The sequence below is a fragment of the Shinella sp. 838 genome (assembly GCF_029623935.1).
Classification (GTDB): domain Bacteria; phylum Pseudomonadota; class Alphaproteobacteria; order Rhizobiales; family Rhizobiaceae; genus Shinella.
Map to the genome: position 1 here is coordinate 185,217 of NZ_JARSBQ010000012.1, position 12,028 is coordinate 197,244.

Consider the following 12,028-nt stretch of genomic DNA (forward strand, 5'->3'; position numbering starts at 1 on the left):
TCAACTCACCACTGACCGACGCAGTCATCGATGTTGGCCATCGAAACGCCGGGCGTAGGATAGGTGATGAACTCCTTGTTATGCTCCTTCTTAGCCGACACGACATCCTTGAGCACTTCGTAGGAAATCTTGCCAATTTCCTCGGGCTTGTAGCAGACGGTGCCGGTGACCTTGCCGTCCTTGATCGCCTGAATCGCGAGCTTGGACCCGCCGAATCCCACCAACTTGGCCTTCGCGCCTGCCGCCTCCACCGCACGGGCGCAACCCACGACCATGTCGTCGGCCTGGTTGAAGAAAAGATCGACATCAGGGTTCGAGGCAAGAATGTTCTGGCAGGCGGCCTCACCCTTTTCTGCCGTCCAGTCGCCGGGCTGGGCTGCGACGATCTCGTAGTCCTGGCCGGCATCCTTCATGCCCTTTTCGAAGCCTTCGGTCCGCTGCTTAACTTCCGCGTAACCTGCGGCCCCTTCGATGATCGCAATCTTCGCCTTGGCGACGCCGGCATCCTTCAAAATTTGAGCGGAGAGATTGCCAACTTCGACACCGGCGGCAACTTCCTGCTGTGTGACCAGCGCGGAGAGTTTGTCGTAGACATCATCGATCGCACGAGTCTTGGTGTCCCCGATCATTGAAGCAGAGGCGACGACCGGAATACCCGCGGCCGTGACCTTGTCCACCCAAGCGGTCGCCACGGCACTATCGTTCGGCATGATCGCAATGCCTTTCACGCCTTGTGCTATCAGGTCGTCGATATCGTTGGTCTGCTTGAGTACATCGCTCTTGCTGTCGAGTACGATCGCCTCGTCGCCCTCGGCCTTGGCCGCATCCGCAAAGCCCTTCGCGACTGCCGCCGCGAACGGGAAGCTCAACCCGTTGGAGGAATAGCCGTAGGAATCTGCCAGTGCGCTACAAGGTAAGGCGAGAGCAAGAGCGGTCGCGGTTGCCAAAAATGTCTTGGATGTCTTCATCGGTATCCTCCCAGGGTAAACCGTTTTACGAGTGGCGACGCTCGCGTGTCGGTAATCCCCGTGGTCAGGGCAACGGCGTCTTCCGTTCCACGAGGTAGATATGCGCGCAGCTCAGTACGACCTCGTCGTTTTGATTGCGCACCTCGATGGCTTCATCCACGAAACCATGCGTCTTGCGTTTGGGGTGGTCGCGCTGTGCCGTAATGGTGGCCGTCACGCGGATCGTGTCGTTGATGAAAACGGGGCGCACGAAGCGCAGCCGGTCATAGCCATAGGACATCGCATGCGGGTTGATCGTTGTCGCGGTCATGCCGATCGCGACGGAGAAAACCAGCGTTCCGTGCGCCATGCGGCGGCCAAACTCCTGTGTGGCACACCATTCGGCGTCCATGTGGTGAGGAAAGAAGTCACCTGTATGGCCGGCATGGACGATAATATCCGTCTCGGTGATCGTACGTCCGAAGGTCGTGCGGGTGAAGCCGATGAGGTAGTCTTCGAAATGGTCTTCAACGATCACTTTTATTTTCTCCATTATCGCCCCGTTGCCGCGGGCGCGAATGGCTGTTTTTTAACAGCGGGTCGCGCCGCGCAGGGAAGAGCACGGCTTAGCGCGCGACAAACCGGCAAGGCCTGAAAACCTCGACGGCGCTTAGCTGCGCACAAGGCAGATCGGCGACAGGCTGGAAGGAATCCAGTGTCCCATCTGCGCAAATGACTTGACTTATTCCTCCGTCGCGAGCGGCGGGTATCCTCCTCACCGTCTCTCATATAAAAAACTATTTTATATTGGAATATGCAAGTTATTTTTGCATGTAAAAACGATCGCCGTGAGAGAAAAATTTAGCTATGATTTAAGATGTTGATATTGTCGTTTATTTAAAAGGAGGCGTCGGACGTGTTGCACGCTCGCTCCACGCGTGTTCCGAAGGCGCTCGCTTCAGGCGGGAAATATTGCTCGGCGAACCGGACAGCGGTGCTGTCCCGGCGCTGTCGGGAGCGGGTGATGGTAGCAAGTCCGATCCGATCCGGTGTAAACTGGCGCCTGGCGGGATCGTGTAAGTTTGTCAGCAGAAGGCACTCATCCGCGCAACCTTTGGCCTGTCGCCGGGTCGAAGATCATAGCCGAGCCGCTGGCGAAGCGGGTTTCGAGCATTCCACCGACCTCTTGCCCCGGTTTGCGGCTTTCGATGCAGAACGGCGCCTCGCTGCCTTCGATCTCTGCATAGGCAAACGTTACCCCGCCCAGATTCTCGACCGCATCTATCCTGATAAGGATAGCGACGTCGCCTTCGGGGCCGAATTGTTGCGGGCGCATTCCGGCGAGAACCGCGCGCCCTTGGGCCAGCGGCTCTTTATGGGGGACCGGCAGGACTAGGTCGCCGAGAGCGGGAATAGCAATTCGGGCCTGGCCGCCTTCGGAGGCGATGACCGTTCCTTCGACGATATTCATGCGGGGATATCCAATGAATTGCGCAACAAACAGATTGTCGGGGTCCTCATAGAGCGCCAGTGGTGGCCCCGCCTGCTCGATCCGGCCTGCGCGGAGCACGACGATCTTGTCCGCAAGCGTCATCGCCTCGACCTGGTCATGAGTGACGTAGATCATTGTCGCGCCGAGTTCGCGGTGCAGGCGCGCCAGTTCCAGCCGCATCTGCACTCGGAGTTCCGCGTCGAGGTTCGAAAGCGGTTCATCGAATAGGAAGACCTCTGGCGCACGCACGATGGCGCGGCCGATTGCCACGCGCTGACGCTGGCCGCCGGACAGCGCTCTCGGCTTGCGGTCGAGATAGGGGTCCAACTTCAGGATCCGGGCAGCTTCATCCACTTTCGACGCGACTTCGGCCTTGGGAACACCGGACATTTTCAGGCCAAAAGACATGTTTTCACGCACCGTCATGTGGGGATAGAGGGCATAGGACTGGAACACCATTGCAATGCCGCGCTTTGCGGCATCGACATTGGTCACATCCCGCTCGCCGATGGAGATGGCGCCTCGTGTTGTGGTCTCCAGCCCGGCAATCATGCGCAACAACGTCGATTTTCCGCAGCCCGAAGGCCCGACGAAAACGCAGAAAGAGCCCTTTTCAACTTCCAGATCAACGCCGTGGATGACCCTGACTTCTCCGAAATTCTTGCTGACGCCCTTCAAGCTGACTTCGCTCATATCTGCTCCTCAGGTTCCGACGTTGCAAAGGCGCGCGGTCGTGCCCTTGTCGGCAATGATTTCGAGCCCGGTCAGGGCGGAGGCCGCACCCGACAAGAGGAAGGCCGCCACTTGGGCGACCTCGTCGACGGTTGCGACCTGTCCGTCCGCATGCCAAGAGGCAAACAGCGCCGCGTTTGCTGGCTCCGCCGCGACCGCAGCAACCTTTTCTGTCATTGTCAGACCAGGGGACAGCGTATTTACCCGGATGCCGTGGGGTCCAAGGCTCCACGCCATGGCGCGGCTCATCGCCAGCACGGCCCCTTGGTGCCCGCATAGCCTTCATAGGAAAGATCGCTCGCCGCGGCGTGGACAGAGGCGACGTTGACGATTGCGCCCTTGCGCCCGTCGGCTACCATGATGCGGGCCGCAGCCTGCGCGCCGACCAAAACCGGGCGCTGGTTTACCTGCCACAGCCGATCCCAGAGCGCGATATCGGCTTCGAGGAACGGTTGGGTAAGCGTCTGACCGGCATTGTTGACCAGACCATCAAGCCGCCCAGACTGACCGCGCACATCGTTTATCGCCTGTACAAAGGCCACAGCGTTGGTAACGTCGACGGTGATCGGCCGGCCGCCAGCCTCCCTGATCGTTGCCACCGCTTCGGGCATAAAGTCCAGCCCATAGGCCACCGCGCCTTCAGACACGAGCGCCTTGAGGATCCCGAGGCCAATGCCCGCGCCCGCTCCAGTGACGAAGATGGTTTGTCCTTCCAGCCGCTTGGTCATTTGACGGCCCCGGCCGTGACGCCGGCTACGATGCGCCGCTGGAAGATGACGAATAGCAATAGAAGCGGCAGGGAGCCGAGCACGGCGGCGGGAAACAGTGTCTCCGGCGTGATGTTCTGATTGCCTACGAAACGATATACCGAAATGGTCACCGTGAACTTGTCCTTGTCGGTCAGCAGCAGCAACGGATATGTGAAGTCGTTCCAAACGCTGAGCATCACGAAAAGGGAAAGTGTGGCAGTGGCCGGTCCGAGCAGCGGCCGCACAACATGCCAGAAGACCTGCCAGTCGCCGCAGTTGTCGAGTCGTGCCGCTTCGATAAGTTCGCGCGGTATGGCGCCGATGAAACCCACATAGAAGAACACCGCCAGCGGCAGGTTCAGGGCAGTAAAAGCAAGGATGATGCCGAGATAGCTGTCTAGAAGACCCAGCGACCGGAAGATCACATAGATCGGCGTAATGGTAACGAAATTGGGCGTGGCCAGGCCCAGCGCCATCAGCATGATGAGAAGCCGGGCGGTCAGGCTCCTGTTGCGCGCCAGCGGATAGGCCGCCATTGAGCCGAACAGCGAGACCAGGACCGCCACCGAGAGCGTGATTCCGATCGAGTTCAACACTGCTCTCACATAGTTCATCGCGTCCAGGGCGTCTGCATAATTGCCCCAGGCAACATGCTCGGGCAGTCCGACCGGCGTCTGCGCAATCTCGGTCGCCGTGCGGAAAGACATGATTATCATGTAGACGACCGGTAGCAGCATCACGCCCACCAGCGCCAGAAGGCCGCCATCGGCCAAAAGGCCGCGCATGCGGTTGGACCAGTTCGGCATCAATGCTCCTCCCGGCGACGCAAATAGGCATTCTGTACGGCGGCAACCGCGACGACGACCACGAGCATGACGATGGAAAGCGCGGAAGCGAAGCCGAAACGATACTTTGAAAAGAGCTGATCGATGATTTCCAGGCTGAAAGTGCTCGTCGCGCCATCCGGACCGCCGCGCGTCATGATGAAGGGCAGCTCGAATGTCTTCAGCGTTCCAATTGTCGACAGCATGATGTTAACTGTGAAAGAGGGCGCGAGAAGCGGGACTTCCAACCACAGGAACCTCTGCCATGACGAGGCGCCATCCAGGCGGCCGGCTTCCTCAATCTCGCCGGGAATATTGGCGTAGCCGGCAAGGAAGATAGCGGTGGTGTAACCGACGAACATCCAGATATGGGCGATCGCGATTGCATAAAGCGCGGTTGAGGGGGTGCCGAGCCACCCCCGGGTCAGGGCCTCCAGACCTGCATCGCGCAGCAAACTGTTCAGTGCACCGGAATAGGGCGAATAAATGAATTGCCATATATAGCCGACGACGACGAACGACATCATCGCCGGCGTAAACAGCGCGGCCCGGCAGAAGTTCCTAACGGCAGGGCGCCGGTGCAACATTGCGGCGAAGGCTAAGCCCGCTAAAGTCTGGAACAATACGACGACGAACGTGAACTTGATGGTCACCCACATTGCATGAGGATATCGGGTGCGATTCGCGATTTTTGGATAGTTATCGTAGCCCACGAAGTCCTTGGCGCCGACTCCGGTGAAATTCGTAAAGCTCAACTGAAAGGACAACAGGATCGGGTAGACGAAGAAAACCGCCAGAACGATCAGCGCCGGCAAGATGAAGAAAAACATTGATCGTTTCGAGATCATTTTCCTTGTCCCGTAGCGGCAGCCTGGAGCACGCGGGCGTGCTCCAGGCTGGTCTCTGGTTACATGGAGTCCTCGACCGCTTCATCCCAGCGGGTGAGAATGGCTTTGCTGTCCTGCGACGTATCCAACAGGAACGATGTCAGGCTATCCCACATTTCCTTTTCCAGCGGTTTCGGCCACTGCAGAAGGGCGATGGGAAAATTGATGATGCCGCCGTTGTTGCGGGCGGTGTCGTACGGCTTGGCCAGATCCGGCATGCCGCTGACGCCGTCATCGAAGGGCGAATAGGCCGCCTCCGCATCCGCGAGCGCCTTCAGGCTTTCCGGCTTTGCGAAAAATTCGACGAATTTCCGCGCCTCGTCCTGATGCTCGCTGACTTTCGCGACCGACCAACCGATCCCGAACAGGTCAAGCGCAACGCCGCTGTCCTTGGCCGAAGGGATTGGCGCGAATACAAAATCCAGCCCTTCGACCTTTTTGAAGGCGGCAATGTTCCAGGCGCCCTGGGGCATCATCGCGAAGTTTCCACCGGCAAACTCGTTGAGGCCGGTGCTCCAGGGATCGAGCCCAGCTTGTGCGGCTGGATCAAAGCAACGCGCCTCCACCAGATCCCGGATCAGCGAAATGGTCGCATTGAACGAGGCGTTGTCGGCAAATTTGGACGCGCCCGAGCCGAGATCGGACGCTGAAACATCCGAACTCTCCAGGCCATTGGCGGCGACGAAGAGGGGCGCGGAAAAGCCGCCGGTGAAAATGAGGGGCTCGATGCCGGCATCCGCCAATTTCCCGCAGGATTCTTTCAACTGGTCGATGGTCGTTGGGGCGTCGTCGACGCCTGCCTTCTTTAACAGGCCCATATTGACGAAATTGCCCATCCCGATGACTTCGAGCGGCATGATGTAGGCCGCGCCGTTGGTGGTCAACGGCTCCTTGAGAGACTCGGAAATGTGACCGTACCATTCGCTGTCAGTACCGAGATCCGCTAATAGACCCGCTTCGCCCCAAAGCTTTACCAGCGGCATGTCGGTCATCATAACGTCGGGCGGATTGTTGCCCTGCAAGCGGGGCGGCAGCACGGTGTCCGTGTCCAACCGGCCAATATATGAGAAGTCGATCTTGATGTCGGGATTTTCTGCTTCGAATTTCTTGATCAAGTCCGGCAGCCCGGCAGGTTCGGCTTCGTTACCCTTCCAGGCAGTAACTTCCAGCGTCACGGGATCGGCGAAAGCCGTCCCGGCTATCAGGGCCAGGGCCGTAGCGCTGGCCAGAATTTTGACTTCGACCTTCATCGTTTCTCCTCCAATCGACTTTCGGCCTTCTCGTGTCCCCGTTCCGGGGTAATCACTCACCAGTTGGTAACTGAGCCGTCGGGTCGACGGAGGTGAGGAGCTTCGACGTGTTCCGCTCGCGCTTGGCGAGCATGGTCTCGTCGACCTTGACCCCAAGCCCAGGCTCGTCTGGCACGATACAGTCCGGCCCCTCCATCCTGACCTGCACCGGGAAAATATTCGGGTCGTGAAAGCCAAGGCTCTCAACCGGAGACATTCGGGTTTCGAGCCAGCTGAAATTCGGGACGGCGGCCGACAGATGCACTGTGGCCGCGGTACAAACCGGACCAAGCGGGTTGTGCGGCATCAGGTCGACATAGTGACGTTCCGACCAGCCGGCCACTTTCATAGCCTCGGTAAAGCCGCCGATATTGCAGATGTCGAGTCGCATAAACTGCGTCAATCCGGCATCGAGAAACTGTGCGGCCTCCCATTTCGAGGAAAATTCTTCACCGACGGCGAAGGGGATATCTGTCATCGCCCTCAAGACTTTGTAGGCCTCTGGCGTTTCCGAGCGAATCGGCTCTTCGAGAAAATCGAGGGTCCCCGAAGGCATCATGTTGCAGAAGCTTGCCGCTTCAGCCACCGTATAGCGGTGATGCAGGTCGACGCCGAGCGTCAAGCTGCGGCCAAAGGTTTCGCGAATGGCCATGAGTTCGGCAGCGGTCTGGGCGAGCGAGGCGCGCGGATCGAAAATGTCGCCTTGGCCGAAGCTGCCGGGATAGGTTCTGACGCAGGTCCAGCCCGCGTCGACAAGCACTTTTATATCGGCCAGAAGCCCTTCGATCGAACGCGACATCGAGCTGGCAAAGGTGGGAATCCGCTCTCGCTGCTTGCCGCCGAGCAGCTGATGGACCGGAACGCCCAGACGGTTTCCCAGTAGATCATGCAGCGCGATATCCAGCGCCGAGATCGCCGCCGTAATGACCCTGCCGCCCTCAAAATACTGGCTTCGATGGCACTCCTGCCAAATCCGCCCGATTCGCCGAGAGTCGCGCCCCTTCAAAAACGTGGCAAAGCAGTCGATCATCGCCGCCACAGCTGTTTCCCGCGAGGACAGTCCACTTTCGCCCCAGCCAAAAAGCCCGTCTTCCGAGGTGACTTTAACGAGAAGCTGATTGCGCTGACCCACCCGCGCCAAGAAAGTCTCGATGGCTGCGATTCGCGCCGCGGCGACGGGCCGGCTGTTTTCGTCGGGAAGGTTCTGACCTCGCATTGCCCGGTTCATAACCTGCACTCCGCCGCAGCGATCCAGCAAACCACGATTGGACTCGAAGTAGATACGGCGGCGTCTGGAAGACGATGGTCGGCGACAGTCATGGAGCCTCTCTTGAGAAAATTAAAGGCAATCGATGACATTTCGATGCATATATAAACTCAGATCGTCGACTATTTTTTAAAGTAAATCGACAATAATCGCCTCGGAGGGGCAGATCGCGCTGGCTTGGCGCATCCCGGTCGGTGTAGGGTGACGGTTCGTAGGCCCCAAAAGGGACGGGCCGGTCTGAAACTTTGATGGGAGTAACGACGTGTCTCTGGAGGTCAGCGAGCGGGCCCAACAGGAAACGCTTTTCGAGGCAGTCCTCGATGACATCTTTTCCGGACATCTGGTGGGCGGGCAGCGCCTGAAAATATCGGAACTTGCCAAGCGCTTCGGTGTTAGCGCAAGCCCGGTGCGCGAGGCGCTACGCAAGATGGAGGGAGAGGGATTCGTCGAGATCCACCCCAATCGCGGCGCGATTGTCAAACAGGCCGATGCCAAAACCTTGCAGAACATTTTCGAGGTACTGCAATTGCTGGAACCCTATTTCGTCAAGTGGTTTGCCGAGTACGCCCAGCCCGAGATGATCGATGAAATCGCCGAAATCCAGGAGGCGCTCCGGCGCGAAGGCGGACAGGACCTGACGGCCTTTCGCCGCTTGGATACGGAGTTTCATGGCAAGATTGTCAGCTACCACTACAACTATGTCGCCGCAGATTCGTGGCGGAAGCTCCGCAGGGCGCTGAACGTTCACGCATCCCCGTTCCGCATCGGCCCGGTACGCCTGCGCACGATCATCGAGGAACACGATGCGCTGATCGCCGCACTTCGCAGGAATGATGCACAAGAGGCCGACCGTGTCATCCGAAAGCATGTCGAGGGATCTTTCGTGCAAATGTCGCAACAGATGCGGGCTCTCGGCATTCGCGGCATCGATCGGTCGCCAGAGCCGGCCTGATCGTCCTTCGGGAAATTTCCTGATTCAAAGAATGATGCGGGGCTCGGCCACGCCTTCGATGTCGGTTTCGATTCTGAAGGTGGCGCCGGAAGATGACATTGGTGGCGTGATATTGACGCTCGCAGAGGTAACAAACAAAGTATGCAGGTTCTTGCCGCCGAACGCCGGACAGGTTGGCTGCAGGCAAGGCAGGGAAATAGCCGAAATAAGTTGTCCTTGCCGATCGTAGCGGCCGATCCGGCCGGCACCCCATTCGGCGAGCCAGAGACAGCCTGCAGCATCGGCAACCGCGCCATCGGGAAAACTTGCACTGCCGCGCAGATCTATGTGGAGTGCGGCCACACCGGTTGGCCAGCCGCTTTCATCGAGAGGTTGGCGCATGACCTGCTGGGTCGCCGTATCGCTGTAATAGGCGGCGCTACGATCGGGCGCAAAGCAGATCGCGTTGGAGATCGATACCGAGGAAATCAGCTTTCTCAGCTCGCCGCGGAAGTAGCGATAGATGGCGCCGGCACCAGGTTCGGCATTGAGCCCCATGGTTCCTATCCAGAAACCGCCCCACGGATCGGCGCGGCCATCATTCGACCGCGTGCCAGCGTCGGCGTCCTCGAGCGGGACGATCAGGCGGCGACGACCGGTGGCGATCTCAAATTCGAAAAGCCCTCTTTCCGTAGCAATCAGCAGGTTATCTCTATCCACCCAGCCGGCGGCGGTTGTGTACTCCTTGAACTGCCAGACCCGAAGATCCGGCCCTTCGTGCCACATCAGGCGGCGGGCAATAATGTCGAACCAAAACAACTGTTCACGTAGCGGATGCCAGAATACGCCTTCACCCAGTTGGCAGGGCGTCTCGTCGAAGACCTTCGCATTGTCGGTCGGCAGCAGTCGTGACTCCAAAGACGTCATCCTTTTAAGAAAGGCCCGACAACGGTCATACCAAGCGGCCTCGCAAATCCGGTCAGAACCGATAGGCCTGCCGCGCGTTCGCGGCAAACATGGCTTCGCGCTCTACCGCGCTGAATCCGATCGTTATGTGGTCAAACGCCGCCCAAATGGTCGCCATATCCGACGCGGCCTTGTCGGTCGGGAAATTGGAGGCGAACATTACCCGGTAAGGTCCGAAAATGTCCATTGTTTCAAGCACATAGTCGCGGATCGTGTCCACATTCCAGTCCGCCATCGTGTTGCAGAAGCCGGAAATCTTGACATCAGTATGGGGTAGCGCGGCCAGTGCGTGGAGCCCTTGCGCCCAGGATCTACGCCCGGCGGGCGAGTGATCCCACGGCATCCCTGCATGTTCGAGGTGCAACGGAATGTCCGGATGCGCGGCGGCAAGTTGCGCAAGGGGTGCCATCTGATGGGCAAAGCACATAGCATCGAAATGCAAGCCATAATCCGCGAGCCTGGCATAGTTTGCCCGCCAGTTCGGGTTTTCCAGGTGATCCGCGCTCGCCCAACAAAGGTCGGGCCGACCCTCCACCCGGTTGAGGATCTGGCGGATACAACGGATCATTGGAAAAGCGGCGTGGGCGGCCAACACGCGTTCGGCGTCAGCAGCCGCAAGGTCACAGAAGCCGACCACAGCCATGGGAAGTCCGTGCGTCCCTTCCGCCGCGGCCAGGTCGTGCAGGAAGCGGGTCTCGCCGACTGGATTGGACTTGTCGTATTCCGCCTCGATGTGCACAACGCCGACGATCGCCGCTGGCGCGGCATCATGCAGATAATCGTCGGGCAGATAGGTTGGCGCCGGCTTGCCGCCGCGCGATCCGTCCTCCGATATCCCATCCGACAACAGCTCGTAGCGGTGATGGAGAGGATCTCGCCAGTGGATGTGTGCGTCGATGATGGCCGGCAGCATCTGCTAGAGCTCGGGCTTGATCAGAATTTTGCCCGCAGCGCCGCCAGAAAGCATCAGTTCCAGCGCGGGACCGGTGTCCTTCAGGCCAAAGCGCGCGGCAATCAACTGGTCGAAATCGACCGTACCGGACTGAATAAGGTCCAGTGCCTGGCGGAATTCCTTGTTGAACTGGAAGGAACCGGCGACAACGATTTCCTTCAGCATGATGCGGTGCAGGTTGATCGGTGTGGCAGACGGCTGGATGTTAGAAAGGATCGATAGCCGGCCCTGTCGCTTCACCGCCTCGAGCGCCTGGTTAAAGGCGTGCGGTGAACCTGATGCTTCGATGACCGCGTCATAAGCGAGCGTGGCAACTTCGTCCGTGCCGGCGACATAGCCCCGTGCAGCCCCAACCTTGACGGCAAGTGCGACGGCATCGGCCCTGACATCAGAAACCTCGACGTCGGCCCCAACCGCACGGGCAGCGACCAGCGCCAGCAGCCCCATCGGCCCGCAGCCGGTAATCAGCACTTTCGACCCTTTGGTCGCGCCCGAGACTGTGACCGAATGCATGGCGCAGGCCAACGGTTCCGTGAAGGTCAGATGATCGGGGTTGGTGCCCTCGCGGACCGGATGGCAGCAATTGGCGGGGAAATCAAACTCGGCCTGGAAGAAGCCGTCGATGTGGGGAACCGTGGTTGCCGATCCGGGAAATCGTTTGTTGACGCAATAGTTTTCCTGGCCCGCCTGGCACTGGTCGCAGGTGCCGCAGTTGATGATCGGATTGAGCGCGACGAGCTGACCCTGTGCCAAACCGGATCCGTTCGGATCGACGACATGCCCGCAACCCTCATGGCCCAGCGTTACCGGCCGCTGCAGCAGGAATCCGGCATTCTGGAAGTGGCGGTAGTAGTGAAGGTCGGTGCCGCAAAGGCTTGCGGTGGCCAGGCGCACGCGCACCTGACCCTCAGGTACGGTATCCGGCAGGTCGCGGTCAACGATATCGATGGTCTTTGCGGCGGACAGGACAGTAGCGGTAATAGACATGGGGC

10 protein-coding genes and 2 pseudogenes are annotated in these 12,028 nt (G+C 59.3%); 1 reads left to right on the top strand and 11 read right to left on the bottom strand.

Annotated features, from left to right (window positions below):
- Positions 1–5: 5 nt before the first annotated feature.
- The 8 genes and pseudogenes from P9A16_RS27705 to P9A16_RS27745 form a co-directional block, all read right to left on the bottom strand.
- A complete protein-coding gene (locus P9A16_RS27705; protein ID WP_278026201.1) occupies positions 6–968 on the bottom strand; it encodes a sugar ABC transporter substrate-binding protein in 963 nt (320 codons plus the stop codon).
- A 64-nt stretch (positions 969–1,032) separates the two neighbouring features.
- The gene (locus P9A16_RS27710; RefSeq protein WP_278026202.1) at positions 1,033–1,500 is read right to left on the bottom strand and encodes a MaoC family dehydratase; all 468 of its coding nucleotides are present in this window, start codon (positions 1,498–1,500) and stop codon (positions 1,033–1,035) included.
- 546 nt (positions 1,501–2,046) lie between these two features.
- Positions 2,047–3,132, bottom strand: coding sequence for an ABC transporter ATP-binding protein (locus P9A16_RS27715; RefSeq protein WP_278026203.1), 1,086 nt, complete (start codon positions 3,130–3,132; stop codon positions 2,047–2,049).
- 9 nt (positions 3,133–3,141) lie between these two features.
- Positions 3,142–3,899: pseudogene (locus P9A16_RS35825) on the bottom strand (SDR family NAD(P)-dependent oxidoreductase).
- Complete coding sequence (locus P9A16_RS27730) at positions 3,896–4,726, bottom strand: carbohydrate ABC transporter permease (RefSeq protein ID WP_278026206.1); 831 nt, start codon at positions 4,724–4,726, stop codon at positions 3,896–3,898. The pseudogene P9A16_RS35825 and the gene P9A16_RS27730 overlap by 4 nt, the downstream one beginning before the upstream one ends.
- Complete coding sequence (locus tag P9A16_RS27735) at positions 4,726–5,592, bottom strand: carbohydrate ABC transporter permease (RefSeq protein ID WP_278026207.1); 867 nt, start codon at positions 5,590–5,592, stop codon at positions 4,726–4,728. Before P9A16_RS27735 ends, P9A16_RS27730 begins: the two co-directional genes overlap by 1 nt.
- A 59-nt stretch (positions 5,593–5,651) precedes the next feature.
- Positions 5,652–6,881: an ABC transporter substrate-binding protein gene (locus P9A16_RS27740; protein WP_278026208.1), complete on the bottom strand. Its 1,230-nt coding sequence runs from the start codon at positions 6,879–6,881 to the stop codon at positions 5,652–5,654.
- Positions 6,882–6,937: 56 nt separating this feature from the next.
- A pseudogene (locus P9A16_RS27745) lies at positions 6,938–8,136 on the bottom strand (mandelate racemase/muconate lactonizing enzyme family protein).
- A gap of 313 nt (positions 8,137–8,449) precedes the next feature.
- On the opposite strand from P9A16_RS27745, the gene P9A16_RS27750 reads away from it, so the two are divergent.
- Complete coding sequence (locus P9A16_RS27750) at positions 8,450–9,139, top strand: GntR family transcriptional regulator (RefSeq protein WP_278026209.1); 690 nt, start codon at positions 8,450–8,452, stop codon at positions 9,137–9,139.
- A gap of 24 nt (positions 9,140–9,163) precedes the next feature.
- Here P9A16_RS27750 and P9A16_RS27755 read toward each other — a convergent pair whose 3' ends face one another.
- From P9A16_RS27755 to P9A16_RS27765, 3 genes are all read right to left on the bottom strand, one after another.
- The gene (locus P9A16_RS27755; RefSeq protein ID WP_278026210.1) at positions 9,164–10,036 is read right to left on the bottom strand and encodes an SMP-30/gluconolactonase/LRE family protein; all 873 of its coding nucleotides are present in this window, start codon (positions 10,034–10,036) and stop codon (positions 9,164–9,166) included.
- Between the two features lie 61 nt (positions 10,037–10,097).
- Positions 10,098–10,997, bottom strand: coding sequence for an amidohydrolase family protein (locus P9A16_RS27760; protein WP_278026211.1), 900 nt, complete (start codon positions 10,995–10,997; stop codon positions 10,098–10,100).
- Between the two features lie 3 nt (positions 10,998–11,000).
- Positions 11,001–12,023 carry a zinc-dependent alcohol dehydrogenase gene (locus P9A16_RS27765; protein WP_278026212.1) on the bottom strand — a complete coding sequence of 341 codons (1,023 nt, stop codon included), beginning with the start codon at positions 12,021–12,023 and terminating at the stop codon, positions 11,001–11,003.
- Positions 12,024–12,028 lie beyond the last annotated feature (5 nt).

Excerpts from the sequence above, each read along its gene's own strand:
- P9A16_RS27735 (WP_278026207.1), bottom strand. The coding sequence starts at position 5,592 with ATGATCTCGAAACGATCAATGTTTTTCTTCATCTTGCCGGCGCTGATC.
- P9A16_RS27765 (WP_278026212.1), bottom strand. The coding sequence starts at position 12,023 with ATGTCTATTACCGCTACTGTCCTGTCCGCCGCAAAGACCATCGATATC.
- P9A16_RS27710 (WP_278026202.1), bottom strand. The coding sequence starts at position 1,500 with ATGGAGAAAATAAAAGTGATCGTTGAAGACCATTTCGAAGACTACCTC.
- P9A16_RS27740 (WP_278026208.1), bottom strand. The coding sequence starts at position 6,881 with ATGAAGGTCGAAGTCAAAATTCTGGCCAGCGCTACGGCCCTGGCCCTG.
- P9A16_RS27760 (WP_278026211.1), bottom strand. The coding sequence starts at position 10,997 with ATGCTGCCGGCCATCATCGACGCACACATCCACTGGCGAGATCCTCTC.
- P9A16_RS27705 (WP_278026201.1), bottom strand. The coding sequence starts at position 968 with ATGAAGACATCCAAGACATTTTTGGCAACCGCGACCGCTCTTGCTCTC.
- P9A16_RS27715 (WP_278026203.1), bottom strand. The coding sequence starts at position 3,132 with ATGAGCGAAGTCAGCTTGAAGGGCGTCAGCAAGAATTTCGGAGAAGTC.
- P9A16_RS27730 (WP_278026206.1), bottom strand. The coding sequence starts at position 4,726 with ATGCCGAACTGGTCCAACCGCATGCGCGGCCTTTTGGCCGATGGCGGC.